This window comes from Janthinobacterium rivuli, from assembly GCF_009208735.1.
GTDB lineage: Bacteria > Pseudomonadota > Gammaproteobacteria > Burkholderiales > Burkholderiaceae_D > Janthinobacterium.
The window spans coordinates 35450-60629 of the sequence record NZ_WFLJ01000009.1 but is presented as its reverse complement, the minus strand read 5'-3'; the positions used below and the strand labels follow the sequence as shown (position 1 = coordinate 60629).

The 25180-nt window shown below is 65.6% G+C and carries 20 protein-coding genes; 9 read left to right on the top strand and 11 right to left on the bottom strand.

Annotated features, from left to right (window positions below; translation table 11 throughout):
• Window positions 1-12: 12 nt before the first annotated feature.
• Entirely contained in the window at window positions 13-1455 is a 1443-nt protein-coding gene (locus tag GCN78_RS13450; RefSeq protein ID WP_152252174.1) for a cytochrome P450, read from the bottom strand.
• Window positions 1456-1568: 113 nt separating this feature from the next.
• On the opposite strand from GCN78_RS13450, the gene GCN78_RS13445 reads away from it, so the two are divergent.
• Window positions 1569-2426, top strand: a complete 858-nt coding sequence (locus GCN78_RS13445) for a helix-turn-helix domain-containing protein (RefSeq protein WP_226939627.1) — start codon at window positions 1569-1571, stop codon at window positions 2424-2426.
• Window positions 2427-2458: 32 nt separating this feature from the next.
• Here GCN78_RS13445 and ilvB read toward each other — a convergent pair whose 3' ends face one another.
• On the bottom strand, window positions 2459-4219 hold the full coding sequence (gene ilvB / locus GCN78_RS13440; RefSeq protein WP_152252173.1) for a biosynthetic-type acetolactate synthase large subunit: 1761 nt from the start codon (window positions 4217-4219) through the stop codon (window positions 2459-2461).
• A 99-nt stretch (window positions 4220-4318) separates the two neighbouring features.
• Here ilvB and GCN78_RS13435 point away from each other — a divergent pair, with 99 nt between their 5' ends.
• Together GCN78_RS13435 and GCN78_RS13430 are read left to right on the top strand one after the other, a co-directional pair.
• Window positions 4319-4780 (top strand): Lrp/AsnC family transcriptional regulator, encoded by a 462-nt coding sequence (locus GCN78_RS13435; protein WP_034784295.1) that lies wholly within the window; start codon window positions 4319-4321, stop codon window positions 4778-4780.
• A 96-nt stretch (window positions 4781-4876) separates the two neighbouring features.
• On the top strand, window positions 4877-7375 hold the full coding sequence (locus GCN78_RS13430) for a TonB-dependent receptor (RefSeq protein WP_226939626.1): 2499 nt from the start codon (window positions 4877-4879) through the stop codon (window positions 7373-7375).
• Here GCN78_RS13430 and GCN78_RS13425 read toward each other — a convergent pair.
• Window positions 7372-8031 carry a response regulator transcription factor gene (locus tag GCN78_RS13425; RefSeq protein ID WP_152252171.1) on the bottom strand — a complete coding sequence of 220 codons (660 nt, stop codon included), beginning with the start codon at window positions 8029-8031 and terminating at the stop codon, window positions 7372-7374. The genes GCN78_RS13430 and GCN78_RS13425 overlap by 4 nt on opposite strands.
• Entirely contained in the window at window positions 8028-8945 is a 918-nt protein-coding gene (locus tag GCN78_RS13420; RefSeq protein ID WP_193316727.1) for a histidine kinase, read from the bottom strand. The genes GCN78_RS13425 and GCN78_RS13420 overlap by 4 nt, the downstream gene beginning before the upstream one ends.
• Window positions 8946-9382: 437 nt before the next feature.
• On the opposite strand from GCN78_RS13420, the gene GCN78_RS13415 reads away from it, so the two are divergent.
• The 5 genes from GCN78_RS13415 (at window position 9383) to GCN78_RS13395 (ending at window position 15551) form a co-directional block, all read left to right on the top strand.
• Window positions 9383-10198 (top strand): NF038120 family PEP-CTERM protein, encoded by an 816-nt coding sequence (locus GCN78_RS13415; protein ID WP_193316726.1) that lies wholly within the window; start codon window positions 9383-9385, stop codon window positions 10196-10198.
• Between the two features lies 1 nt (window position 10199).
• Window positions 10200-13364: a S8 family serine peptidase gene (locus GCN78_RS29995; protein WP_152252169.1), complete on the top strand. Its 3165-nt coding sequence runs from the start codon at window positions 10200-10202 to the stop codon at window positions 13362-13364.
• Between the two features lie 133 nt (window positions 13365-13497).
• The gene (locus tag GCN78_RS13405; RefSeq protein WP_083287479.1) at window positions 13498-14151 is read left to right on the top strand and encodes an AIM24 family protein; all 654 of its coding nucleotides are present in this window, start codon (window positions 13498-13500) and stop codon (window positions 14149-14151) included.
• 17 nt (window positions 14152-14168) lie between these two features.
• Window positions 14169-14810 (top strand): AIM24 family protein, encoded by a 642-nt coding sequence (locus tag GCN78_RS13400; RefSeq protein ID WP_152252168.1) that lies wholly within the window; start codon window positions 14169-14171, stop codon window positions 14808-14810.
• A gap of 3 nt (window positions 14811-14813) precedes the next feature.
• Window positions 14814-15551 (top strand): AIM24 family protein, encoded by a 738-nt coding sequence (locus GCN78_RS13395; RefSeq protein WP_152252167.1) that lies wholly within the window; start codon window positions 14814-14816, stop codon window positions 15549-15551.
• A 1-nt stretch (window position 15552) separates the two neighbouring features.
• Here GCN78_RS13395 and GCN78_RS13390 read toward each other — a convergent pair whose 3' ends face one another.
• Window positions 15553-16353 carry an enoyl-CoA hydratase gene (locus GCN78_RS13390; protein WP_152252166.1) on the bottom strand — a complete coding sequence of 267 codons (801 nt, stop codon included), beginning with the start codon at window positions 16351-16353 and terminating at the stop codon, window positions 15553-15555.
• Between the two features lie 40 nt (window positions 16354-16393).
• On the bottom strand, window positions 16394-17023 hold the full coding sequence (locus GCN78_RS13385) for a head GIN domain-containing protein (RefSeq protein WP_152252165.1): 630 nt from the start codon (window positions 17021-17023) through the stop codon (window positions 16394-16396).
• A 174-nt stretch (window positions 17024-17197) separates the two neighbouring features.
• Here GCN78_RS13385 and GCN78_RS13380 point away from each other — a divergent pair, with 174 nt between their 5' ends.
• Window positions 17198-17755 carry a flavin reductase family protein gene (locus tag GCN78_RS13380; RefSeq protein ID WP_152252164.1) on the top strand — a complete coding sequence of 186 codons (558 nt, stop codon included), beginning with the start codon at window positions 17198-17200 and terminating at the stop codon, window positions 17753-17755.
• Window positions 17756-17797: 42 nt separating this feature from the next.
• On the opposite strand, the gene gdhA is transcribed toward GCN78_RS13380, so the two are convergent.
• The 5 genes from gdhA to GCN78_RS13355 form a co-directional block, all read right to left on the bottom strand.
• Window positions 17798-19141, bottom strand: coding sequence for an NADP-specific glutamate dehydrogenase (gdhA, locus tag GCN78_RS13375; protein ID WP_152252163.1), 1344 nt, complete (start codon window positions 19139-19141; stop codon window positions 17798-17800).
• Between the two features lie 211 nt (window positions 19142-19352).
• Window positions 19353-20600 (bottom strand): DUF819 family protein, encoded by a 1248-nt coding sequence (locus GCN78_RS13370; RefSeq protein ID WP_152252162.1) that lies wholly within the window; start codon window positions 20598-20600, stop codon window positions 19353-19355.
• Between the two features lie 185 nt (window positions 20601-20785).
• Entirely contained in the window at window positions 20786-22147 is a 1362-nt protein-coding gene (gene trhP, locus GCN78_RS13365) for a prephenate-dependent tRNA uridine(34) hydroxylase TrhP (RefSeq protein WP_152252161.1), read from the bottom strand.
• Window positions 22148-22391: 244 nt separating this feature from the next.
• Entirely contained in the window at window positions 22392-22643 is a 252-nt protein-coding gene (locus GCN78_RS13360; RefSeq protein ID WP_152252160.1) for a DUF1059 domain-containing protein, read from the bottom strand.
• Window positions 22644-22709: 66 nt separating this feature from the next.
• The gene (locus GCN78_RS13355) at window positions 22710-25064 is read right to left on the bottom strand and encodes an acyl-CoA dehydrogenase (protein WP_152252159.1); all 2355 of its coding nucleotides are present in this window, start codon (window positions 25062-25064) and stop codon (window positions 22710-22712) included.
• Window positions 25065-25180 lie beyond the last annotated feature (116 nt).

Below are 25180 nucleotides of genomic sequence, written 5' to 3'. Positions count from 1 at the left end.
TCCCCCATGGTATCACCGCGGCGGCGCCAGGCGCATGCTCAGGCCGATGGGCGACATCACAAAACCCATCAGTTCCTGCGCCTCGCCGCCATCGGGCGTGTCGACGCCGGCGATGTCGAAGCTGCCCAGCAGCATGGCCATGGCGATCTTGATTTCCAGCAAGGCCAGGTAGCGGCCCGGACACGTGCGCACGCCGGCGCCGAAGGGCATGGCGGCGCGCTTGTTGTTTGCCTCCGCGCCGTCCGCCAGCCAGCGCTCGGGCTGGAAGGCTTGCGCGTCGGGAAAGTGCGCGTCGGACACGCTGTCATGGCGCATCACGCACCACAGCATGCTGCCGGCGGGCACGGCCACGTCGCCCACCACCGTGTCGCGCAGCGCTTCGAGCGGGATGTAGGGCGCCACCGGTTTCAAGCGCATGGCTTCGCTGGCGCAGGCGCCCAGGTAATCGAGGCTGTCCATTTGCGCCAGCGTGAAGCGCGCCACGTCGGGCGCCAGGCGCCGCACTTCCTCGCGCGCCTGCGCCAGGCAGTGCGGGTGGCGCTGCAGCAGGTAGATCATCCATGACAGCGTGTTGGCCGTCGTGTCTTCGCCCGCCAGCAGCATGGTCAGCACATTGCCGGCCACGGCGCGGTCGTCCACGCCGCTGTCGGGCTCATCGGCGGCGGCCAGCATCGCTTCGAGCAGGTTGGGCGGGCGCACGCGCCGCGCGGGGTCTTGCTCCAGGCGGGCGCGCGCCTGCCGCACCAGGTCGGCCACGGCCACGTCCAGCGCCGCCACGTCGCGGTCCAGGCGCCGGTCGACGGGCAGCTTGAAGTAGCGCCAGTACGGCAGCATCGACAGGCTGCGCCGCGCCACGGCGGGCAGGATCGCATCGAGGTGGCGCTGGATCACGTCCTCGCCCGATTCCAGTGTATTGACTTCCGTGCCGAAGGCCAGGCCGGCGATGATGTCGACCGTGTAGCGTTTCAGATCGTCATCGAGGGTGATGGCCCGGCCTTGCGTGGCGGCAACTTGCCAGCGCCGCTGCAGCCGCTGCGCCACCGTCACGAGCGCGGGGAAGTAGGCCTTGATGGCGCCCGGCGCCATGCCGGCCATGACCATGCGCCTCTGGTTGCGCCACGCGCCGCCTTCGGCCAGGAACAGGCCGGGGTTGCCGCCCATTTCCACCGAAATCTTATAGCTCGACAGCGGGCGCCGGAAGCCGTCCGGGCGGTCGCGCAGCACGGCCGCCACGGCGTCGCTGTCGGCCACCACCAGCACCAGGGTGCGGCCGAACCAGGCGCGCATGAAGGGGCCATAGCGCCGCACCCAGCCTTCCACGTCGCGGTGGATACGCGGCAGTTTCACTTGCAGCGCGTTGCCGATGACGGGCAGTGCAAATGGCCCCGGCAGCTGGCGGATCTGGCGCAGGGCCGTGCTGGCGGCGGGCGCGGCGGCGTGGTCGAGCGGGGGCATGGCATTCTCCTGGTGGATGGCGACAATGACACCACTGTAGCGCGCTTGCGTTTGCGCGTCTTGAACGAATACGACATCGCGCGCAAGCAGAAAATGCCGGTACAATCGTCGCCATGCCTGCCGCCCCTACGCCCCTGACCCGTTTGATCGCGCCGCGCACCGCGCTCGCTTCCTGCGTGCGCGCCTTCCTCGTGCGCGACACCACGCGCTGCGCGCCGTTGCCGCCAGCGCAGCGCCTGAACCGGTTTCCCGCCACGCCCATGTGCTGCCTGCTGTGGACCGTCGCCGGCGAGGTCGAGGCGGCGGCGCCTGGCCCCGACCTGCTGCAGGTGCGCATGCCGCCCGCGCTGTTCAGCGGCCCGCGCGGCTATCCGCTGGTCAGCTACAACCCCGGCCCCGTGCACTCGTTCATGGTGATGCTGTATCCGGCCGCCCTGCATGCGCTGACGGGCATCGACATGGCGCTCCTGTTCGACCAGGTGCGCCCGCTCGAACCCCTGTTCGACGCCGACTGGCTGGCGCTGTCCGATGCCGTGCTGGCCGCACCCGACGACGCGGCACGCATCGCGCTGGTGGAAGCGTTCCTGGCGCCGCGCTGGGCGGTGGCGCGCAAGAGCGGCGACCATCCGGCCGGCGCCATACAGGACTGGGTGCGCCGCCTGGGCGTGCAGGCGGCATCGACGGGCCTGGCCAGCAGCGCGCGCCATATCGAGCGCCGCATCAAGGCCTGGGCCGGCCAGCCCATGCGCACCTTGCGCCGCATGCGCCGCGCGGAACAGTCGTTTCTCGACGCGCGAGAGGCCATGCTGCAAGGCAATGTCTCATGGAGCGATATCGCCGCCGAGGGCGGTTACGCCGACCAGGCCCACCTGTGCCGCGAGGTGCGCGCCATCACGGGCCTGACTCCCACCGAACTGGCGCGTGCCAGCCGCGATGATGAAAGTTACTGGATCTATCGAATATGGACGTAGGTCGGATGAGGGCCGAAGGGCCGTCATCCGACCTACCGCTCGCTGTACACCTTTCCCTTGGATAAAGTGACCTCATGGTGCCCGGCGCCGGGCGCCAGCATGGGGAAGCAGTTTTCCGCGCCATGCACGCGCACGTCGAGAAAATACGGGCCGTCGGATGCCAGGCAGGCCGTCAATGCCGCGTCGAGCTCGTCGCGCCGGCTTACCGTGTGCGCCTGCCAGCCGAACGCGCGCGCCAGGGCGACGAAGTCGGGCAGCGCTTCCGTGTAGCTGTGGCTGTAGCGCCCGCCGTGTATCAGTTCCTGCCACTGGCGCACCATGCCCATGTAGCCATTGTTCGACAGCACCACCTTGATGGGCAGGCGGTGCTGCATGGCCGTGGCCAGTTCCTGGATATTCATCAAAATCGACGCGTCGCCGCTGACGCACACCACGCATTTTTCGGGATGGGCGATTTGCGCGCCGATGGCGGCCGGCAAGCCATAGCCCATGGTGCCGGCGCCGCCCGACGTCAGCCAGCGGCGCGGCTGCTCGACGCGCAAATGCTGCGCCGCCCACATCTGGTGCTGGCCCACGTCGGTGGAGACGATGGCGTCGACGCTATCCATTCCGTCCAGCGCCGCCTGCAGCCGCCGCATCAGCGCCTGCGGCGCGATCACGTCCGGCGTGTCGTCGAACGCCAGCGAATCCTGTGCGCGCCAGCCGTCGATGCGCCGCCACCACGGCTGGCGGTCCGCCAGCAAGCGTCCGCGCAGCTGCGCCAGCAGGGCCGTCAGCACGGGCGCGCAGTCGCCGCGCAGGGCCACGTCGGCGCGCACCACCTTGCCGATCGACGCCGGATCGATATCGACGTGGATGATTTTCGCGCCGGGGCAGAAGGCGTCCAGGCGGCCCGTGACCCGGTCATCGAAGCGGGCGCCGACGCAGACGATCAGATCCGCATGGTGCATGGCCAGGTTCGCTTCAAGGGTGCCATGCATGCCCAGCATGCCGAGGAAAGCCGGGTGCGAGGCGGGAAAGGCGCCCAGGCCCAACAAGGTCAGGGTGCACGGCGCGGCCGCCAGTTTCACCAGCTGGCCGAAAGCGGCGCAGGCATCGAGGCCGGAATTGATGAGGCCCCCGCCGCCATAGAACACGGGCCGGCGCGCGCCGGCGATCAGGCTGGCGGCATGTTCCAGGTCGGCGAGCTCCGGCAGGGGCAGCACTGCCGGCATGCAGGGGGCAAGCGCCGCCGTTCCCTCCACGGTCGCCAGCTGCATATCCTTGGGGAAATCGACCAGCACGGGGCCGGGCCGGCCTTGCGTGGCCTGGATAAATGCTGCGCGCACGACGGCCGCCGTCTCGTCGGCCGCGCGGATTTGCCGGTTCCACTTGGTGACGGGGCGCGAGATGCCCAGCGCGTCGCATTCCTGGAAGGCGTTGGTGCCGATGCTGGTGGTGGCCACCTGGCCGCTGATGCAGATGACGGGAATCGAATCGCACAGGGCGTCGAGCAAGCCCGTGGTGGTATTGCTCATGCCGGGACCGGACGTGACGAAGACGACGCCGGGCCGGCCCGTGCTGCGCGCATAGCCCTCGGCCGCGTGCACGGCCGCCTGTTCGTGGCGCACCAGCACGTGCCGCAAGCGGGGTTGGGCGTGCAGCGCGTCGTACAGGGGCAGCACGGCGCCGCCCGGGTAGCCGAAGACGGTGTCGACGCCCAGGGCCAGCAGGGTGTCGATCAGGACGACGGCGCCGTTGCGCGGCGCAGGATCGTGGGCGGGAGCGAGGAGGGGAGCGGGATCGGGTTTCATGGCCTTATTTTCTGCCTGATGCGGCAGAAAAGGCTGCTGGTTTTCTCGTATAGAATGCATATTTAAGCAAAATTTGCTGCAAAATATAGAAAGAGCAGAATGAAGCTGGACAAATTCGACCTCGCCATCCTGACGGCCCTGCAGCAGGATGCCCGCATCAGCCTGCACGAGCTGAGCGCCAAGGTGGGCCTGACCTCGTCGCCGTGCTGGGCGCGCATCAAGCGCATGGAAGACGATGGCGTCATCGAAGGCTACACGGTGAACGTCAACGCGGCCAAGGTGGGGCTGGCCGACACCGTCATCGTGCAAGTCACGCTGGATGACCATTCCGACCAGGCCCTGTTCGAGTTCGGCCACGCGCTGGCCATGATCCCGGAAGTGCTGGAAGCGTTTCTTGTGTCCGGCGACTACGATTATTACCTGCGCATCGCGGTGAGCGACACGCGCGACTATGAGCGCCTGCTGCGCGAGCGACTGTATAAGATTCCCGGCATCCGCCACAGCAAGTCGAGCTTCGTCTTGCGCCAGCTTAAGCAGAGTTATTTGCCCCTGCAAAGATAAGTCTGCCTGCACGGCGGGAGTTTTTCCCTAGCGCATTCCCCGGTGGCTGTCCGATACTGGACAGACATAAAAACCATGATAAAACTGGGGACACGCATGAAACTGACTTTATTGGCCGCCGCCGCCCTGGCCCTGTGCCAGGCGCAGGCCGCCGAACCGGCCGCCGCCAGTCTGGCCGCGAACCTGGCCATCTCGGGCGACTTGCCCACCGTCATCATCACGGGCAGCATGCCCTTGCCCACCGTGGAGCAGCCGCGCGATGCGCTGGCCGCGCCCGTGCAGACGGCCAGCGCGCAGCAGATCGCCGGCAGTCAGGCGCTCGACATTTCCGCCTTCCTGCGCCGCAACCTGGGCAGCGTCTATGTGAACGAGGTGCAGAACAACCCGTTCCAGCCCGACGTCAGCTACCGCGGCTACACGGCGTCACCGCTGCTGGGCACGCCGCAAGGACTGTCCGTGTATCTGGACGGCATGCGGTTGAACCAGCCGTTTGGCGACGTCGTCAGCTGGGACTTGATCCCGCGCATGGCCATCGAATCGCTGACCTTGATGCCGGGCTCGAATCCCCTGTTCGGCTTGAATACCCTGGGCGGCGCGCTGGCCCTGCAAACCAAGGATGGGCGCGGCAGTCCCGGCACCGCCATCGAGGCGCGCCTGGGTTCCGATCAACGGCGCGGCGTCGAAGTCGAACATGGCGGCAGCAATGCGCAGGGCTGGCACTGGTACGTGACAGGCAACCGCTTCAAGGAAGACGGCTGGCGCGACGATTCGCCGTCCGACGTGCGCCAGGTGTTTGGCAAGCTGGGTTGGAGCGATGCGCGCACCGATATCGCCGTTACCGTGGCCCACGCGGACAATGCGCTGACGGGCAACGGTTTGCAGGAACAGCGCCTGCTGGCGCGCGATTACCGCAGCGTCTACACCAAGCCGGATTTGACGGAAAACAGGTCGACCTTGCTGAATCTGACGGGCAAGCGCCAGGCCGGCGCCGGCTTGCTGCTGTCCGGCAATGTGTACTACCGCAAGATCGATACGCACACGTTTAACGGCGACCTGAGCGACGAGTCGCTTGACCAATCCGTCTACCAGCCCGGCGCGGCCGAGCGGGCGGCCCTGGCGGCGGCCGGCTACACGGGCTTTCCCGCCAGCGGGGCGAATGCAATCAATACGCCTTTCCCGAAGTGGCGCTGCATCGCCAACGTGCTGCTCAACGATGAGCCGGCCGAAAAATGCAACGGCATGCTCAACCGCAGCCATACGCGGCAGGAAAACTATGGGTTTTCCGGCCAGCTCACCGCGCTGGCCGACGTGGCCGGCATGCGCCACGCCGTCACGGCCGGCGCCGCCTACGACATGAGCCACGCCACGTTCCGCCAGACCAGCCAGTTCGGCTATTTGAATTCGGATCGCAGCATCACGCCCGTCGACTTCTTCGCCGATGGCACGGAAATCGACGACGACGGCACGCCCGTCGACAACCGCGTCGACTTGAGCGGGCGCATGCGCACCTGGAGCGTGTATGCGAGCGACAGCATGGCATTCAACCAGGATCTGACCTTGACCGTTTCCGGCCGCTACAACCGCAGCACCGTGCGCAACCGCGACGCCATCACGCCCGGCGGCGGCAGCGGCTCGCTCGATGGCGACCACCGTTTCAGCCGCTTCAATCCCGCCATTGGCCTGGCCTATGCGCCCGTGGCCGGCATCGGTGCCTATCTTGGCTACAACGAGGGCAGCCGCACGCCGACGGCCATCGAGCTCGGCTGCGCCGACCCGGACAATCCGTGCCGCCTGCCCAACGCCATGGCCGGTGATCCGCCGTTAAAACAGGTGGTGACGAAGACGTGGGAAGCGGGCGTGCGCGGCCAGTGGGGCGCGGTGGCCCGCTGGAGTGCCGGCGTGTTCCGCGCGGAAAACCACGACGATATCCTGTTCGTCGCCGACAACCAGGCCGGTTTCGGCTACTTCAAGAATTTCGGCAAGACGCGCCACCAGGGCGTGGAACTGGCGGCGGACGGCAAGGCGGGCGCGCTGGACTTCGGCGTCAACTACACGTGGCTGCAGGCGACGTATCAAAGCCGGGAGCTCGTCAACGGCAGCGCCAACAGCAGCAGCGACGCGGAAGCACCGGGCCTGGAAGGCAATATCGTCATCACGCCCGGCAACCGGATTCCTTTGACGCCGAGCCATATCTTCAAGGCGCACGTGGACGTTCAAGGAGGACGCGACTGGACGGTGGGCCTGGCCATGACGGCCGTCTCCAGCGCGTATGCGCGCGGCAATGAAAACAATGCGCACCAGGCGGGCGGACCGGCTTACCTGGGCGCGGGCAAGAGCGGCGGCTACGCCGTGGTGGAATTGAACGGCAAATACCAGCTGACGCGACAGCTGAGCGTGTTCGCCCAGGTGAATAACCTGTTCGACCGGAAATATGCGACGGCGGCCCAGCTGGGCGCGACGGGTTTCGACGCCAACGGCAATTTCGCCGCCCGGCCATTGCCCGCCGTGAACGGCGACTATCCGATGGTCAATGCGACCTTCTATGCGGCCGGCGCGCCGCGCAGCGTGAACGTGGGCGTGCGCTACGCTTTTTAAGGGTGGATATGCTCGATGACGCCGTTGCGCAGCGCAAGATGCACGAGGGCGGCGGGGCCGGGCACGTCGAGTTTTTCCTTGATGCAGGTCTGGTGGTTGGCCACCGTCTTGCCGCTCAGGTGCAGCAGGCGGGCGCAGTCGGCGGCGCTGCGGCCTTCGGCCAGCAGGCGGAAGATTTCGAATTCGCGCTGGCTCAGGCTGCTCAAGCGCTCCGCTTCCATGCGGGCCGTGCCCTGCAGCACGCCGGGCGCGCTGTGCGGGTCCAGGTAGCGCCGGCCCGCGTGGGCGGCGCGCACGGCGTCGACCAAGTGTTCCGGGTCGGCTTGCTTGCTGACGAAGCCGCAGGCGCCGCCATCAAACGCGCGCGCGATCAGCTGCGGCGTGTCGTGCATGGAAAACACCAGCACGCGGGCGCCCGCGTCGCGCGCGAGCAGTTTGCGCAGCAATTCCAGGCCGCCGATGCCGGGCATGGACAAATCCGTCACGCACACGTCGGGCGTGTGCTCCAGGTACAAGCCATACGCCGTTTCGCCATTGCCTGCCTCGGCCACGACGGCGATGTCGCCGCCCTGTTCCAGCAGGCGCCGGTAGCCCGTGCGCACCACCGGGTGGTCGTCCACCAGCATCACGCGGATGGGTTGCAGTGTGCTGTTCATGCCGCGCACCGTGCCGCCAGGGCCACTTCGATGCGCAAACCGTTGCCCAGCGCGCTGATCCAGCGGATATGGCCGCGCAAGCCGGCCACGCGCTCGCGCATGCCCAGCATGCCGAAGCCGCAGTCCTGCGCCATGTCCTGGCGCAAACCCCGGCCATTGTCTTCGATGGCCAGGTGCAGCAAGCCATGCGCATCGGCGCGCAATTCCACCGTGGCCCGGTCGGCGCCCGCGTGGCGCGCCACGTTCGTCAAGCCTTCCTGCACCAGGCGGTAGATGGCGGTGGCCGTGCCGTCGTCGAGGTCGGCGGGGATGGCATGCGGCGCGAAATGGCAGGCGATGCCGTGCTGCTGTGACCAGCTGTCGCACAGCGCCCGCAGGGCCGCTTCGAGGCCCAGGCTGTCGAGCACGGGCGGACGCAGCCGGCGCAGCATGCTGCGCACCATCGCATGCAGCGCTTCCGAGGAGCGGGCGATGCTGGCGGCGCAGGCCTGCACATTCGCCTGGTCGCCCTCGCGCGCGCGCAGGATGTAGCTGGCGGCGGCGCGGATGGCCGTGCAGTCCTGTCCCACTTCATCGTGCAGCTCGCGCGCCAGCGCGCAGCGCTCTTCTTCCTGCGCGCGCAGCAGGCGCTGCGTGAGGGCGCGGTTTTGCGCCAGCAGCAGCGCCACCTGGCGTCCGCGCCGCACGGCAAAGCCGGCCAGCGCCAATACCAGCAGCAGCAGGCTCAGGACCAGTTCATCGAGTTGCCAGTGCTCCTGGCGCCAGAGCGCGTGCGTCAGCCGCTCGGCCAGATCCAGCCTGGCGGCCAGCAGGAAAAACGCCGGCGCCAGCGCGCAGTACGCGACGATGCGCCAAGCGCGCCAGGCAGGCCGCGTGCCCGAGCGGCCGTTGCCGGCCAGTTGATAGTGTTCCATGATGCTGCTCCCTGAGCACGGTCGATCTTCTTGTTGTGCAAGCTTCATGCCATCGGTGCGGGGCGCAAGGGAGGCGTGAAGGCGGCGCGGCGGGTGACAGGCAGTGTTCCAGGATGGAACAGGTGTACCGCCATGTGACGCGTGGTGACGATATGGCAGGCGCGGTTTTCGAGCATATCTGAAGTCGCGCCGGCCCGCTGGCGCGCACGCCTGCCGTGCGATGCATTGTTGTCCAAATGTAACGTTGAGGTTCCTCAAACTTTCATAGATAAAACAAAACAAAGTTTCGCGGAGTTAGATAAAAAATAAATAAATGATATTGGAAATATGATATTTGTTTTATGCGATTTGCTATATTTGTTGACACTTTTGCGAAAAAGCTGAAAGCGGGCGCCAGACCTGCCGACCTCTCTATCCACAACACTCAAGGGAATAGAATGAATCGTTTATCACCTGCGCGGGTATCGCCCGCCACCGCCCATCCGCCCGCTACCCGCGGTCGCGCCACCATCCTGGCCGCGCTGGCCACCTTGTCCGTGCTGGCTACGGCGCCGGCCATGGCTGGTGTCCTGAGCTTCGACAACTTGCGCCCCGATGTCTATGAAAGCGGTCAGACGCTCAATACGTCGAGCTACAACCTGCTGTTCCTGGCCGACCCGACGACGGCGGCCGGCGGCGGCGTCAGCGGCGTGGGCGCCATCCTCGACGGCCGCGTGGGCTCGTCGTGCGATATCGCCGCCTGCCCGCAGGGCGCCAGCGGCAACTACCTGGCCATCCTCAACGATGGCGGCGTGAATTTCGCGCGCGCCGACCGCCAGGCGTTCAGCCTGGCCGGTTTCGACTATTCCTTCATCGCCCCCGTGTCCGGCTTGCCCAATCTGCAGTGGGGCGAACTGCAGCTGAGCGGCACCCTCAGCAACGGCCAGGTGATCAGCACCTCGCTGGCGTTTCCCGGCCAGGGCAGCGATGGCAATTACCATTTCCAGAGCGCTTCGCTGTTGGGCGGCTTCAGCAACTACGCGTTTACGGGCCTGACCTTCAACGCCTGCATTTTTAATGACACTGGCGTGTGCAGCAATTCCCTCGATTTCCCCGCCTTTAACCAGGGCCAGTTCGCGCTCGACAATATCAACATCAGCGCCGTGCCGGAACCGTCGACCTACATGCTGATGCTGGCCGGCCTGGGGGCCATCGGCATGCTGTCGCGCCGCCGCAGCGGCAAGTTCGCCGCGTCCACCGTGCAAGGAGCGTGAGATGAGATTACGTCCCGTTTCACTCGGCATCCTCCTGCTGGCCGCCAGCCTGGCGCAAGCGGCGCAGGCGCAGGAACGCCGCTCCTACATCGTGCAACTGGTCGACAAGCCGGCCGCCACCTACACGGGCCAGATCGACGGCCTGGCCGCCACCAAGCCGGCCCCGGGTGCGCGCATCAATGTGGGCGCGGCCGACGTGCAAGCCTATTTGAACTACCTCGACAGCAAGCAGGCCGCCGTGGCCGGCACCGTCAGCGCGGCCGAAATCACGCACCAGTACAGCGTCGTCTTCAACGGCTTTTCCGCCCTGTTGACGGACGATGAAGTGCGGGCACTGAAGAAGAACAGCGGCGTGGCCAGCATCAGCGCCGACTCCATCCTGCAGCTCGACACCAGCTACACGCCCAGCTTCCTGGGCCTGGACAAACCGGGTGGTATCTGGGAGCAGCTGGGCGGCAAGGCGCACGCGGGCGAAGACATCATCATCGGCATCGTCGACAGCGGCATCTGGCCCGAGAACACGGCCTTTGCCGACCGCCTCGACGAGAACGGCGTGCCCAGCCACGGCGGCAGCAACGTCGTGTACGGCGCGCCGCCGGCCAGCTGGCACGGCACTTGCCAGACGGGCGAGGGATTTTCCGCCGAGAATTGCAACAATAAGCTGATCGGTGCGCGCTACTACCGCGCCGCCACGTCGGCGCTGCACTGGACGGAATTTTTGTCGCCGCGCGATTCCGTCGCCGGCCTGACGGGGCACGGCGGCCATGGCACGCACACGGCGTCCACGGCCGGCGGCAACAATGGCGCCATCGCCACCTCGGGCGGCGTGTCACTGGGCAAGGCGTCGGGCATGGCGCCGCGCGCCCGCATCGCCGCCTATAAAGTCTGCTGGACGGCCGCCTCGACGGGCCGCAACGGCTGCGCCACGGCCGACAGCGTGGCCGCCATCGACCAGGCGGTCAAGGATGGCGTGAACGTCATCAACTTTTCCATCGGCCCGAACGCGGGCGGCGGCGCCTTCGACGAACCGACGGAAGTGGCCTTCCTCGGCGCGGCGGCGGCCGGCGTCTTCGTCGCCACCTCGGGCGGCAATTCCGGTCCTGCCACGCCGGCGCCCGACGTGCCGGCGCCCGTGTCGCACATCAGCCCCTGGCTGGCGACGGTGGCCAATTCCACCCACAACCGTCTGTATGCGGGCAACGTCATCCTCAGCAACGGCAGCAAGCTGGAAGGCGCATCGAGCAATGCGAATACGCCGGCGCTGCCACTGATCCGCTCGCGCGACGCGGGCCTGGCCGGCGTGCCGCCGACGGATGTCAACCTGCTGCGCTGCTTCGGCGCGGCCGATGCCACCTCGGCTTATCTGGACCCGGCGAAAGTGGCCGGCAAGGTGCTCGTGTGCGACCGTGGCGGCAACGTGCTGGTCAACAAGAGCGCGAATGCCAGGACGGCGGGCGCGGCGGGCGTGGTCATCGCCAACGTGGCCGGCGGCGCCAACACCGTCATCAACCAGGCGCACGCGCTGTCGACGGTCCACCTGGCGCAGGCGCAGGGCGACGCGCTGAAGGCCTTCATGGCGGCGACGCCCGATGGCACGGCGGCATTGGGCGAAATCCACACCGTTGCCGACACGACGGTGCAGGCGCCCATCGTCAGCGACCGTTCCTCGCGCGGACCGAACGTGGCCAACGCGAACATCCTGAAACCCGACCTGTCGGCGCCGGGCACGAACATCCTCGCTGGCGTGACGGCCGACCTGACGCCGGCGCAGCGCGATGCCGTGGCGGCGGGCGGCGTGGCGCCGGCGGCCGAGTGGGATTTCTATTCCGGCACCTCGATGGCCAGCCCGCACGTGGCCGGCGTGGCGGCGCTGCTCAAGCAGCAGCATCCGGACTGGTCGCCCGCGGCCATCAAGTCGGCGCTGATGACGACGGCCTTCAGCACCTATTCGGACGGCTTGAACGGTTCCGTGTCGTGGGATGCCACGGCGAAGAACTCGGGCCAGCTGCCGTGGGGCCAGGGCGCCGGCCACATCGCACCGAACGGCGCGGCCGATCCCGGCCTCGTGTACGACATGTCGGAAATCGACTATGCGCGCTTCCTGTGCGGCCTGAACCTGAAGGTCTACAGCGCCGCCACCTGCCAGGCCATCGGCACCATCGCGGCCTATAACCTGAACCTGGCGTCGCTGACGGCGGCCAACGTGCTGGGCACGCAAACCCTGACGCGCACGGTGACCAACGTGGGCGCCGGCAGCGCCGTCTACAACGTCTCGGCCAGCCTGCCCGGCTACACGGTGGCGGTGACGCCAACGAGCCTGAGCCTGGCGCCGGGCGCTAGGGCGCAGTATCAGGTCAAGCTGACGCGCACCACGGCGCCGGCCAATACTTGGACCTACGGCGCCCTGAGCTGGACGGATGGCACGCACACGGTGCGCAGCCCGCTGACGGCGCGCGGCACGTCGCTGGCCGCCATTCCGCTGGTCAGCAGCGAAGCGGCCACGGGCAGCAAGGTGCTGACCCTGGGCACGGGCTTCTCGGGCGCGCTGGTGGGCGTCAAGTCGGGCCTGGTCGAAGCCGTGCGCGAGACGCGCACGATCGGCCAGGCGGCGACGGGCGCCGCCGCATCGGCCGCCTGCAAGGCCGGCGGCGCCACGGGCGTGAACGTGCACAACGTGGTGGTTCCGGCCGGCACCCTGGCGGCGCGTTTTGCCACCTACGACGCGGAAACGACGGGCGGCGCGCATACCGACATGGACATGGAGGTCTACAACGCCGCCAATGTGCTGGTCGGCAGCAGCGGCAATGAAAGTTCGAATGAACAAGTCGAACTGCGCCTGCCCGCCGCCGGCACCTACAAGGTGTGCGTGATCGGTTTTGCGCCGCAAAACGGCCAGGCCGATTACACCTTGTCGTCGTGGGTGCTGGCGCCGGGCTTGTCGAATGGCGGCTTCAAGGCGCTGATGCCGGGCACGGCCTACACGGGCGGCACGGCGACTGTCTCGCTGAGCTGGTCCAACCTGGCCGAAGGCAAGCGCCACCTGGGCGCCGTCGGCTACCAGGTGGCTGGCGTGGTGCAGGGCGTGACGGTGGTCGAGGTCAATACCAATGATCCCGTACCGCTGTTCCAGAACGCGCGCGGCGCCAAGCCGGTGCTGGCCGACTAAGCCATTGCTGGCCTGAACGCAAGGCGTGCCTCCGGGCACGCCTTTTTTTATGCGCCCACCCCCGTTCGGAACCCCGTTCGGGAGGAATAGCACTTGCATGGCGGTAACGCCCCCGGTATCTTGTCGGATAGCCATGGCTTTGTGCCCTGGCATTCTTGGGGAGTCGCGCGTGACCAGTTTCCGCACCAATACCGACCGCCTGCTGGAAGTGCGCCTGCAGGATGAAAAAGTGCTGGCGATCGCCGGCGCCATGGTCGCCTACACAGGCAGCATCAAATTTGAAAAGTCCTTGCTCGGCGGCGAGGGCCTGTTCGGCGCGCTCAAGCGCAAGGTGACGAACGAAGGCATGCAGGTGATGCAGGCGGCCGGCACGGGTACCGTGTTTTTCGCGCAGAACGCGGCCGAGATCACCGTCATGGCGCTGGCCGGCGAAAAGCTGACCATCGAAAGCAGCAGCCTGCTGGCCTACGACACCAGTCTGAAGACGGGCACCAGCTTTGCGGGCTTGCGCGGCGCCAGCTCGGGCCAGGGCCTGTTTTCCACCACCGTCGAGGGGCACGGCAACCTGGCCGTCATTTCGCGCGGCAACCTGATCATGCTGGAAGTGACGCCCGCGCACCCGCTGCGCGTGGACCCGGACGCCTTCGTCGGCTTCAAGGGCGACATCCGCCAGGAATTCGTTTTCGACGTCAATTGGCGCACGATGATCGGCCAGAGCTCGGGCGAATCGTACCAGCACAAATTCACAGGCCAGGGCGTGGTGTTCATCCAGCCCGCCGAACGTTAAGTCAGCGAGGACCCGCCATGCCTGTCTATCAGCAAGTCAATGAAAAGATGCTCGAGGTTAAACTCGGCAATGAAGAAGTATTCGCCCGCAGGGGCGCCATGGTGTCCTACCAGGGCGACGTGGCGTTCAGCCGCTCCTTCCTGGCCGGCCAGGGCGTGCAAAGCCTGGCCATGCGCGCCGTCACGAACGAGGGCTATGCCCTGATGTCGGCGCGCGGCACGGGCAGCGTGTTTTACGCGCAGGGCGGCCTGTTCGTCAGCATCGTGCCCGTGCGCGGCGAAACGTTTTATGTGGAAAGCGATTCCCTGCTGGCCTTCGATGCGCGCCTGACGGCCGGCACCATGTTCCTGGGCAACCAGGGCGGCGTGCAGGGCGTGGTGCGCGGCATGGCTTCGGGCCAGGGCTTGTTTACCACCACCTTGCAAGGCACGGGCGAAGTGGCGATTTTGTCCGACGGCAATGCCATCGGCTTGCCCGTCACGCCGGACGTGCCCGTGTTTGTCGACCCGCAAGCGTATATCGGCCACACGGGGCAGCTGAGCTCGACCATCGTCACGGACTTGAACTGGAAAACCTTCGTCGGCCAGGCGTCCGGCGAATCGTACCAGGTGAAATTCACGGGCCAGGGCACGGTCTACATCCAAGCGAGCGAAAGGTAAGCCATGACGATTTACAATCCCGATACCTTGCCGAAGAACGATAACCTGAACCGTTTTTCGTATGTCATCGACGTCAAGGAACAGATATTCATTCGCAAGGGCAAGATGATCGCCTTCTATGGCGAGCTGCGCTTCGAAGCCATGGGCAGCAGCGTGCTCGACTTGATCGTGCGCAACGCCTTCAATGCGCCCAAATACGTCCACCACTTTGTCGTGGCGCAGGGGCAAGGCCAGTTGATCCTGGGCGACAACGGCAACGACCTGGCGTGCTACGACCTGGACAACGCCAACATGACCATCCGCGCGAAAAACCTGCTGGGGTTTACCAAGGACGTGATTTGCCAGGAATCGACCTTGCCCGGTTATCTGACCATGATAGGCACCGGTAAAGTCATCGCCTCGTCGAACGGCCCCGTGCATTTTCTCGAGCTGCCATGCCGCGTGGACGAGCAGGCCGTGCTGGGCTGGGCCGACTGTCCCAGCCCCTCGTATCACTACGATTACGCCCACGTGCAGGGCTGGGCCTCGGCCGCCGGCGCGCTCACCGGTTTCAGTTTGTCGGGCGAGGAAAAGCAGATCGACTTCACGGGCGCCGGCACGGTGCTGGTGCAATCGTCCGAGCTGGACGTGACGGGCAGTTCCGCCCTGATGCAGCTGCTGGCGCAATTGCCGCTGCTGGGCAAGGAAGACCTGGGAACCTTGAGTCTTTCGGTCCAGCAGCAGATGAAGGAACAGCGTTAAGCTACCTGACGGTCGCCCAGCCGGGCGGCCGCTTCTCTAAAAAGGCGGCAACGCCTTCTTCCGCATCCTCTTCCATCATGTTGCGCGCCATCACGTCGCCCGCATACGCATACGCCTCGTCCAGCGGCAGCTGGCGCTGTTGGTAAAACATTTGCTTGCCGTAGCGGATGGCCGTCGGGCTTTTCGCCATGATCTGCTGCGCCAGGCGCGCCACGGCCTCGTCGAGCGCCGCGTCGGCCACCGTTTCATTGATCAGGCCCCAGTCGGCGGCCGTGTCGGCGTCAATGAAGCGGCCCGTCACCAGCATGTCGAAGGCCCGCTTGGGCGAGACATTGCGCGACAGGGCGACGGAGGGCGTGGCGCAGAACAGGCCCACGTTGATGCCGGAGACGGCAAAGCGCGCGGACGCGCCCGCCACGGCCAGGTCGCAGCTGGCGACCAGCTGGCAGCCGGCCGCCGTGGCGATGCCGTGCACGCGGGCAATCACGGGCACGGGCAAGGTTTGAATGGCTTGCATCACGCGCGAGCATTGCGCGAACAGGGTTTGATAATACGCAAGCTGGCGCGTGGCTTGCATCTGGCGCAAGTCGTGGCCCGCGCAAAAGGCCTTGCCTTCGGCGGCCAGCACCACGCAGCGCACGTGCGGTTGCTGCGCGATGGCATCGAACGCCTCTTGCAGCGCCGCCAGCATGGCTACCGACAAGGCATTGAATTGCAGCGGGCGGTTCAGGCGCAGGGTGACGAGGCCACCCTCGTCCTGGCGCAGCACCAGCGGTGCTTCCGTGTCATGTGTTGCGGTCATGCGGTCTCCCTGGCCTGATGGCCTTGTTGTTTTAGGAAATTTATTTGGCGGCATTCACGCTGCCGATGCCGGCGACCGATTTGTGCACGATCTTCGGCTTGCCGTAATAGGTCAGTTCGCCCATGCCGCGCACCACGGCGTTCAGCTCGCCCGAGGAATACACCTTGACGGAGCCGATGCCTTCGAAATTGACGTCGACGTTTTTCGCCAGCAAGGCTTTCGTATCGACTTCGCCCACGCCTTGCGCCTTCAGGCGCAGCCAGTCGACCTGGCCATCGGCGGCCAGGCGGCCCGCGCCCTTGTAGCTGATGTCGACTCGCGGACCATTGAGCTTGGTCAATATCTTCTCGCCCGCGCCTTCCGCGATCAGCTTGCGCAAGGTAGGCATGGTGATGATGATGCGCGGGTCGCCCTCCGTTTTCTTGATGTCTTTATCCTTCATCGAGATTTTCAGCTCGCCATTGACCACTTCCGTGATCACGCCGCTGAGGAATTTCTGGTCGCCGCGCAGCAGCAGGCTTTGCTCCTTGCCCGATTCGACTTCGATGCTGATGGGGCCGCGGATATCGATGGCGTTGAAGGCGGCTACCGTGCGGGTTTGCTCGTCGGCATGCGCGAGGGACGAGAGGCAGGCGAGCGACAGGACTGACAACAGGAACAGAGGGCGCATGGCGATTTCCTTGAGTAGTTGATCAGTGTATTCTATTGTGCAACATCTCCATTGGGGAGAACTTTGCGACGAACGGCACAAATCGCGGCGTGGATGAGCGCCGCCAGCGGCCAGCCGCGCGCCCGGCGAGGCGCCGTTGGGCTATGCTATGGCGTACCGCGTCCTGGAGACTAGATGAAAAATTACCACAAAGAAGATTATCCCGTCGCCGACATCCGGCGCTTCCTCGAACCGGGGCCGGTGGTGCTGGTCAGCTCGACGTGGAAGGGCGAAAGCGACGTCATGACCATGGCCTGGCACATGCTGATGGAGTTGTCGCCATCCTTGCTGGGCTGCTTCATTTCCGACGCGAATCACAGCTATGAAATGATCAAGCGCAGCATGGAGTGCGTGATCAACCTGCCCACGGCCGACATGGTCGACCAGGTGGTGGCCATCGGCAATTGCAGCGGCGCAGACACGGACAAGTTCACGGCCTTCGGCCTGACGCCGCAGCCGGCCGAACTGGTGGGCGCGCCCCTGATCGCCGAGTGCTACGCCAACTTCGAATGCAAGCTGGCCCAGGTGGCGGGCAATCCGAAAGGCGGCTTCTTCATTTTCGAGTGCGTGAAGGCCCACGTGGCCACCTCGCCCAAGCTGCCCGAAACCCTGCACTACCGTGGCAACGGCGAGTTCATGGTGTCGGGCCGCACGATCAGCCGCAAGAGCCTGATGAAGCCCGAAATGTTGTAGGTCGGATTAGCGCGGCAACGCCGCGCGTAAGCCGACCTACGGTTAAATCACCCCTTGCGCCAGCATCGCATCGGCCACTTTCACGAAACCGGCGATGTTGGCGCCATCCACATAGCTGACGGAACCGTCCGCGCGCGTGCCGTACTGCTTGCACGCGGCATGGATGCCCTGCATGATCTGCAGCAAACGCGCATCGACTTCTTCGCGCGGCCAGGAAATGCGGGCCGCGTTCTGGCTCATTTCCAGTCCCGACGTGGCCACGCCGCCCGCATTGCTGGCCTTGCCTGGCGCGTACAGCACGCCGGCCGCCTCGAAGGCTTTCGCCGCCTCGATGGTGGTGGGCATGTTGGCGCCTTCGGCCACGCATTGCACGCCGTTGGCGATCAAGGTGCGCGCATCGGCGATGTCGAGCTCGTTTTGCGTGGCGCAGGGCAGGGCGATGTCGACCGGCACATGCCATGGCGACACGCCCGCCTCGAAGCGCACGCCCGTGCGCGCGGCGTAGTCGCTCACGCGGCCGTACAGATGGTTCTTGATCTCCATCAGGATGGCCAGTTTTTCCGGCGTAAAACCGTCTTCATCGATGACGGTGCCGCTCGAATCGGAGACGGTGATGACTTTCGCGCCCATGGCCATGGCTTTCTCGACTGCATACTGCGCCACGTTGCCCGAACCGGAAACGGAGACGCGCATGCCTTCGAACGAGCGACCCCGCGTTTTCAGCATTTCTTCGGCGAAATACACGGTGCCGTAGCCCGTCGCTTCCGGACGCATCAGCGAGCCGCCGAAGCTGGCGCCCTTGCCCGTGAACACGCAGTCGGCGCGGTTGCTGAGTTTTTTCATCATGCCGGCCATGTAACCCACTTCACGCCCGCCCACGCCGATGTCGCCGGCCGGCACGTCCGTGTCCGAACCCACGTGGCGGAAGAGTTCACTCACGAAGGCTTGGCAGAAACGCATCACTTCGCCCGGGCTCTTGCCCTTCGGATCGAAATCGGCGCCGCCCTTGCCGCCGCCCATCGGCAAGGTCGTCAGCGCATTCTTGAACGTCTGTTCGAAGGCGAGGAATTTCAGCACGGACAGGGTGACGGAAGGGTGGAAGCGGATGCCGCCCTTGTACGGCCCGATGGCCATGCTGTGCTGGATGCGGTAGCCGCGATTGACTTGCACTTGCCCATGGTCATCAACCCACGACACGCGGAACATCACCACGCGCTCGGGCTCGATCAAGCGTTCCAGCAAGCCTTGTTCCGCGTATTTCGGGTGCTGTTCCAGGAACGGCCACAAGCTCTCCATGACTTCGGTGACGGCTTGCAGAAACTCGGGTTGACCTGGATTGCGTGCGGCGACATGCTGGACATACTCGTGAGCAGATGCGTATTTCATCAGAATTCCATGGAGGTAATCGGTTATTTGGGCAACTATCATCGCAGATTTTGCACGAAAATGGTGCGGAAATTTGGTTTTGAGGGCTTTCTGCTACATTGTGGTGATTTTTTAGGGGGCTGAGGCCGAGGTGGGGAGGGAACTGGCCTGGCCCACAAACGACAACGCCAGCCCGAAGGCTGGCGTTGTCGTTACCGTGTTGCCAGGAGCGTCACCCCGCCATGCCGCGCAGGATCAAGCCCGTGATGTAGGCGCCATAGGTGCCCAGCGCATAGCCGAGCACGGCCAGCAGGACGCCGACGGGCGCCAGGGACGGGTGAAAGGCGCTGGCGATGACGGGGGCCGAGGCGGCGCCGCCGATGTTCGCTTGCGAGCCCACAGCCATGAAGAACAGGGGGGCGCGGATCAGCTTGGCGACGAGCAGCATCAGGCCGCCATGCACGGCGATCCAGATCAGGCCCAGCAGGAACAAAAACGGCTTGTCGAACAGGGCTTTCAAGTCCATATGCATGCCGATGGTAGCCACCAGCACGTACAGCATGGACGAGCCGATGGTCGAGGCGCCCGCACCTTCCAGGCTGCGCGCCCTGGTAAAGCTGAGCAGCAAGCCGAAGGTGGTGGCCAGCACGACGATCCAGAAAAAGTTCGACGTCAGGCTGTAGTCCTGCAGGCGCCATGCGGCCGGCAGGGTATTGATCCAGCTGATGATGGGGCCGGCCAGGAAATGCGACAGGCCCGTCACGCCCAGGCCCACGCCGAGGATGATCATGATGTCGGTCAGGGTGGCGATGCGCGCGTGCTGGGCGCGGTAGCTTTCGATGCTGTCCTTGAGCGCATTGATGGCGGACAAATCGGCGCCCGTCCAGCGATCGAAGGCCCCCGCGCGGCCGGCCAGGAACAGCAGCACGGCCGTCCACACGTTGGCCACCAGCACGTCGACGGCGACGAACTGGCCGAACAGGGTGGCGTCCACTTCAAACACTTCCTTCATGGCCGCCTGGTTGGCGCCGCCGCCTATCCACGAGCCGGCGACGGTCGTCATGCCGCGCCAGGTATCGCCCGCCACCGTTTCAGGGTGGATCAGCCGCAGGGCTTCGAACGAGACGAGGGCGCCCAGCATCACGCCCAGGGTCCCTGTGAGAAACATGATGATGGCCTTGGGCCCGAGGCGGAGGATGCCGCCGAAGTCGATGGCCACGCACAGCAGGACCAGCGCGCTGGGCAGCAGATAGTCGCGCGCCACCGCGTACAGGCCGGAGGCGTTGCCGTCGATGATGCCGAAGGTGTTGAGCAAGGCCGGGATCAAATAGCACATCAGCAAGGATGGGATATACGTATAGAACTTTTTCCAGAAGCCGTTCGTGCGGGAGGCGGTCCAGAAAACGGCTCCCAGGGTCATGGCGAGCAGGCCGAGGACGACGGCGTCATTGGTGATCAGGGCGGGAGTGGCAGGTGGCATCGGGGATTCCGGTGAACGTGTCAGGGACGCCCGGGATGCCGATCAGGCCCCCCGGGTGCAGGGTGGCCGTATCGTATAGCAATGTTGAAGCCTAAACAAACTGTTTAGGCGCGGATGCGTGGATTTTTACTTGTCAAATCAAACACTTGCGGACTGGTTTGTCGCTGTCGCCGCCAGACTGGCGGTTACAAATAGCGCGCCAGCAAGGCCTTGTCGAGGGCTGCGTCGAGTTCGATGCGCACGAAGTGGCCGCTGCCGGGCGCCACCTGGATCTCCTTGCCGTCATCGCTGAGCATGCGGGTAATCGTGAAGTCGCGGTTGCCGCCGGGATGCACGGCCTCGATGCGGTCGCCCACGGCGAAGCGGTTTTTCACGTCCACCCTGGCCCAGCCGTCCGTCACGCCCAGCACGTCGCCCACGTACTGGCTGCGGTCCGCCTCGGATGCGCCGCGCATGTAGTTCTGGTGCGTCTGCGTGTGGTGGCGTTGATAAAAACCGTCCGTGTAGCCGCGGTTGGCCAGGCCTTGCAGCTGGCCCAGCAGGCTGATATCGAAGGGCCGGCCCGCGACGGCGTCGTCGATGGCCTGGCGGTAGACTTGCGCCGTGCGCGCCGCGTAGTACAGCGACTTGGTGCGGCCCTCGACCTTCAGCGAATCGACGCCGATCTTCACCAGGCGCTCGATGTGTTCCACGGCGCGCAAGTCCTTCGAGTTCATGATGTAGGTGCCGTGTTCGTCTTCGAGGATCGGCATCAGCTGGCCCGGGCGCTGGGCTTCTTCAATCAGATACGGCTGGTCGGCCAGCGGGTGGCGCGGCTGCTGGTGCAGGGCGGAAAACGCGTTGTTGTCGGCCTCGGCCAGCGCCTGGTGGAATTCCAGCGGCACCACTTGCATGCCGCCCAGGTCGCCGCTGGCGTCTTCGGTGGCATTTTTCACCTTGTAATCCCAGCGGCAGGAATTCGTGCACGTGCCCTGGTTCGGGTCGCGGTGGTTGAAGTAGCCGGACAGCAGGCAACGGCCCGAATAGGCGATGCACAGGGCGCCGTGGACGAACACCTCAAGTTCCATTTCCGGGCAGCGCTGGCGGATTTCCTCGATCTCGTCGAGCGACAGCTCGCGCGACAGGATCACGCGCGTCAGGCCCATGCGGTGCCAGAATTTCACGTCCGCCCAGTTGACGGCATTCGCCTGCACGGACAGGTGGACGGGAATCTCCGGCCACTTGTCGCGCACCATCATGATCAGGCCGGGGTCGGCCATGATCAGGGCGTCGGGACGCATGGCGATCACCGGCTCCATGTCGCGCAGATACGTCTTCAGCTTGGCGTTGTGGGCGAAGATATTGCTGGCGACAAAGAATTGCTTGCCGCGCGCATGCGCGCCGTCAATTCCTTCCTGCAAGGCTTGCAAGGTCGAAAAATCGTTATTGCGCACGCGCAAGCTGTAGCGCGGCTGGCCCGCGTAGACGGCGTCGGCGCCATAGTCGAAGGCGGCATGCATCTTGGCCAGCGAGCCGGCGGGCAGGAGGAGTTCGGGAGCGTGGCGCATGGGCGAAGGGCAAAGCCGGCGATTGTAGGCCGGCTGGCGCCAGATTGCTTTGCCTTGAGTCAAGGGATTGACATGTGGTGCCAGCGCCGGTGCCCAGCAGCAGGCTGGCCGCCAAGTGGCCCAGGGACTCGTATGCATCGCGTCCCGTGCACTCGGTCGGCGCAGGCGTGCCGGGCCTGGACAGCAGGGCGCCTGCCCACAAGCTGGCGTCCTGAACTGTCAATCCCGCGTGACCGGCACGGGCTTAATGCGTGTGCGAGGCACTGCTGGCGCTGCTGCCGGCTTGTCCTGTCATGGGCAAGTGTTCGGGCGGCATGCCGTCCTTGAACAATTGACGCAACTGCTGGCGCAGCTCCGGCGTGTCGTGGTGATGGTGTACCGAGACTGCGTGTTCCACAGCAATACCCAATAGCTCTTCTTCGCTGTCGGCCGAAATCGCAACCGAGCAATGCGCGTCACTTGGGAACTCCCGGCAATCGATGAATTTGCGCGTCATGATCAACTCCTTTCTGCCAAGAGCGGGCACCGCGCCCGCTCCATTCAGTATAGGTCGCAATCTGGCTTAGGCTGCACGACTGCTGGTATCGGCCCTGTGCGCAGGCAAGTGTTTTGGCTGTGCCGCATCGGTGGCAAACTCGTCCACCTGGATCAGGCCGTCGACCAGGCGCGCATATTCCAGCAAGGTATTGTGCTCCTGGCAGCTGACCGAGCCTGCTCGCTTTGCCGAGGCCAGCCACTGTTGCATGGCGGACAGGCTTTGCGGCAGGTGCCGCAGGGCCATGCCGTCGGGCGTGTCTTTCAGGCGTTGTTCGATGTGCAGCACGTCGGGCAGCAAGGCCAGTGCCCGCTCGGCGCAGGCGACGGGATCGGCCGCGTCGCTGGCGACATGGCCGTCGGCCAAGAGGCGTTCGCGGTCGGCGCCCGGCGTTTGCAGGGCCAGCGCCACCTCGCTGCCCAGTTCGTCGGACGGCGGACGGTGGGGCAGGCCGAACGGGAACAGCACGATGCGCAGCAGCACGGCCAGCACGCGCGCGGGGAAATTGTCGAGCACGCCCGTCAAGCCTTGCCGGGCCTTGACCAGCGCATCTTGCAGCGACCAGTGCACATAGGGCAGGTCGGCCTCGGGCCGGCCATCGTCCTCGTAGCGCTTCAGCACGGACGAAGCCAGGTACAGCTGCGCCAGCACGTCGCCCAGCCGGGCGGACAGCCGCTCGCGGCGCTTGAGCTCGCCGCCGAGCACGAACATCGACATATCCGTCATGACGGCAAAGGCCGTCGATAGCCGCGTCAGGGCGCGGTAGTAGGGCGCCAGTGCGGGCGCGCCGGCGTCGGGCACGGCCGCCAGGCGGGCGCCGCCCAGTCCGTACCACAGCCCCCGTGTCAGGTTGCCCAGCACAAAGCCCACGTGGCCAAAGAAGGCCGCATCGAAATCGCGCAAGGCCTTGCGGCCGTCGCTTTCCTGCACGGCGGCCATTTCCCTGAGCACATACGGATGCGCGCGGATGGCGCCCTGGCCGAAGATGATCAGGCTGCGCGTGAGGATGTTGGCCCCTTCGACGGTGATCGCGATGGGAATTTGCTGGTAGGCGCTGGCGAGGAAATTGTTGGGACCGATGCAGATGCCCTTGCCGCCGAGAATATCCATGCCGTCGTTGACGAGCGCGCGGCCCCGCTCCGTGACGTGGTATTTGACGATGGCGGAAATGACGGCCGGCTTTTCGCCCAGGTCGACGGCGTGCGCGGCCAGGGTGCGGGCCGCGTCCATCAGGTACAGGTTGGCGCCCATGCGGGCCAGCGCTTCCTGCACCCCTTCGAATTTACCGATGGGCATGTTGAACTGGCGCCGCACGGCCGCATACGCGCCGGTGCCGCGCACGGCCATCTTGCCCATGCCGACGCTGGACGAGGGCAGCGAAATGGCGCGCCCGGCCGCCAGGCATTCCATCAGCATGCGCCAACCCTTGCCCACTTGCGCCTGGCCGCCGATGACCCAGTCGATGGGGATGAAGACATCGGTGCCGGAGGTCGGGCCGTTCTGGAAGGCGGCGTTCAAGGGGTGGTGGCGGCGGCCGATCACCACGCCGTCGTGGCTGGCGGGGATCAGGGCGCAGGTGATGCCCGGTGTATCGTTGTCGGAGAGTAAATGTTCGGGGTCGCTGGTCTGGAATGCCAGGCCCAGCAGGGTCGCCACGGGCGCCAGGGTGATGTAGCGCTTGTTCCAGCTGAGGCGGAAACCCACGGTGGCGCGGCCCTCGTGCATGCCCATGCAGACGATGCCCAGGTCGGGAATGGCGGCCGCGTCGGAACCCGCATATGGGCTGGTCAGCGCAAAGCACGGAATCTCGGTGCCGGCGGCCAATCGCGGTAAATAATGGTTTTTTTGTTCTTCGGTACCGTAGTGCAGCAGCAGTTCGGCCGGTCCCAGCGAATTGGGCACCATCACGGTCACGGCCAGCGCCGAGCAACGGCTCGACAGCTTCATCACCACTTGCGAATGCATGTAGGCGGAGAACTGCTTGCCGCCGTATTGCCTGGGGATGATCATGCCGAGGAAACCCTGGCTTTTCATGTAGTCCCAGGCTTGCGCCGGCAAGTCGAGTTGCTGCTGCGTTTCCCAGTCGTTGACCAGTTCGCACAAGCGCTCGACGTCGTGCTCGAGAAAGTGGCGCTCCTCGGCCGTGAGCGAGGCGGGGCCATAGGCCAGCAGTTGTGGCCAGTCGGGCCGGCCGGAAAACAGCTCGGCATCCCACCAGGTCGTGCCCGCTTCGAGGGCATCGCGTTCCGTCTCGGACATGGTCGGCAGGATGCGCTTGAACAGGGCCAGCAAGTGTGGGGCAATCAGGGCGCGGCGCATGGGGCCGGGCGCGAACAGTGCAAGCAAGCCCAGCAGGGCCACCATCAGTATTATCGTCAGCATGCGATCTCTCCCGTTGAATGGAAACAGGGTAGGCCGATATGGCCGATGTTACTGTGCGGTACTGCGCATACGCACAACGCCAACCGCGTGGGTTGGCGTTGTCGTGTGCGGCGTGA

Coding starts and splice junctions, on each gene's coding strand:
- GCN78_RS13450 (WP_152252174.1), bottom strand. CDS start 1,455: ATGCCCCCGCTCGACCACGCCGCCGCGCCCGCCGCCAGCACGGCCCTG.
- GCN78_RS13445 (WP_226939627.1), top strand. CDS start 1,569: ATGCCTGCCGCCCCTACGCCCCTGACCCGTTTGATCGCGCCGCGCACC.
- ilvB (WP_152252173.1), bottom strand. CDS start 4,219: ATGAAACCCGATCCCGCTCCCCTCCTCGCTCCCGCCCACGATCCTGCG.
- GCN78_RS13435 (WP_034784295.1), top strand. CDS start 4,319: ATGAAGCTGGACAAATTCGACCTCGCCATCCTGACGGCCCTGCAGCAG.
- GCN78_RS13430 (WP_226939626.1), top strand. CDS start 4,877: ATGAAACTGACTTTATTGGCCGCCGCCGCCCTGGCCCTGTGCCAGGCG.
- GCN78_RS13425 (WP_152252171.1), bottom strand. CDS start 8,031: ATGAACAGCACACTGCAACCCATCCGCGTGATGCTGGTGGACGACCAC.
- GCN78_RS13420 (WP_193316727.1), bottom strand. CDS start 8,945: ATGGAACACTATCAACTGGCCGGCAACGGCCGCTCGGGCACGCGGCCT.
- GCN78_RS13415 (WP_193316726.1), top strand. CDS start 9,383: ATGAATCGTTTATCACCTGCGCGGGTATCGCCCGCCACCGCCCATCCG.
- GCN78_RS29995 (WP_152252169.1), top strand. CDS start 10,200: ATGAGATTACGTCCCGTTTCACTCGGCATCCTCCTGCTGGCCGCCAGC.
- GCN78_RS13405 (WP_083287479.1), top strand. CDS start 13,498: ATGGCTTTGTGCCCTGGCATTCTTGGGGAGTCGCGCGTGACCAGTTTC.
- GCN78_RS13400 (WP_152252168.1), top strand. CDS start 14,169: ATGCCTGTCTATCAGCAAGTCAATGAAAAGATGCTCGAGGTTAAACTC.
- GCN78_RS13395 (WP_152252167.1), top strand. CDS start 14,814: ATGACGATTTACAATCCCGATACCTTGCCGAAGAACGATAACCTGAAC.
- GCN78_RS13390 (WP_152252166.1), bottom strand. CDS start 16,353: ATGACCGCAACACATGACACGGAAGCACCGCTGGTGCTGCGCCAGGAC.
- GCN78_RS13385 (WP_152252165.1), bottom strand. CDS start 17,023: ATGCGCCCTCTGTTCCTGTTGTCAGTCCTGTCGCTCGCCTGCCTCTCG.
- GCN78_RS13380 (WP_152252164.1), top strand. CDS start 17,198: ATGAAAAATTACCACAAAGAAGATTATCCCGTCGCCGACATCCGGCGC.
- gdhA (WP_152252163.1), bottom strand. CDS start 19,141: ATGAAATACGCATCTGCTCACGAGTATGTCCAGCATGTCGCCGCACGC.
- GCN78_RS13370 (WP_152252162.1), bottom strand. CDS start 20,600: ATGCCACCTGCCACTCCCGCCCTGATCACCAATGACGCCGTCGTCCTC.
- trhP (WP_152252161.1), bottom strand. CDS start 22,147: ATGCGCCACGCTCCCGAACTCCTCCTGCCCGCCGGCTCGCTGGCCAAG.
- GCN78_RS13360 (WP_152252160.1), bottom strand. CDS start 22,643: ATGACGCGCAAATTCATCGATTGCCGGGAGTTCCCAAGTGACGCGCAT.
- GCN78_RS13355 (WP_152252159.1), bottom strand. CDS start 25,064: ATGCTGACGATAATACTGATGGTGGCCCTGCTGGGCTTGCTTGCACTG.